Annotated in this window: 2 protein-coding genes; both read right to left on the bottom strand. The window is 37.9% G+C overall.

Going from position 1 to position 441, the window contains the following annotated elements:
- Window positions 1-172, bottom strand: a 172-nt coding sequence (locus tag M3206_RS19125; protein ID WP_349774028.1) for a DUF72 domain-containing protein, incomplete at its 3' end; no start/stop codon positions are given.
- 42 nt (window positions 173-214) lie between these two features.
- Window positions 215-441, bottom strand: a 227-nt coding sequence (locus M3206_RS18820) for a diacylglycerol kinase (protein ID WP_251314038.1), incomplete at its 5' end; no start/stop codon positions are given.

Below are 441 nucleotides of genomic sequence, written 5' to 3'. Positions count from 1 at the left end.
TACCTTCATACGCTTTTCGACCTAAAGGCGCATAGAAGCTACTATTGATTTCAACAGTGGCATAATGACGACTATACTCGGTTAAAAATTCGGTTTTTTTGGTGTCAGCAGGATAGAGAATTCCCAAAAAATCCGTATCACTGTATCCACCGGTTCCGATATAGATGCTCATAGAAAATTGGTCTACTCAATTGCAAAATTAGCCCATCATTGATTAATAGAAATTAATAAAAGTCGTATATAGCGCCATCATCCATAACAAAAACAGCATCGTCAAGGCTAATAGCTGCGCGGCAGAACCTACATCTTTACCAATCTTTGCCAACGGGTGATGTTCTGTCGATGTATGGTCAATTGACGCTTCAATACCGGTATTAAACAATTCAACGATAAGAGAAAAAAACGATGAAAACACCAGTATCATTTTAATCGGCATCATAA

This window comes from Fictibacillus phosphorivorans, assembly GCF_023715845.1.
Lineage (GTDB): Bacteria > Bacillota > Bacilli > Bacillales > Fictibacillaceae > Fictibacillus > Fictibacillus phosphorivorans_D.
The sequence above is the reverse complement of the archived record's forward strand: the minus strand, read 5'-3'. Positions and strand labels throughout refer to the sequence as shown.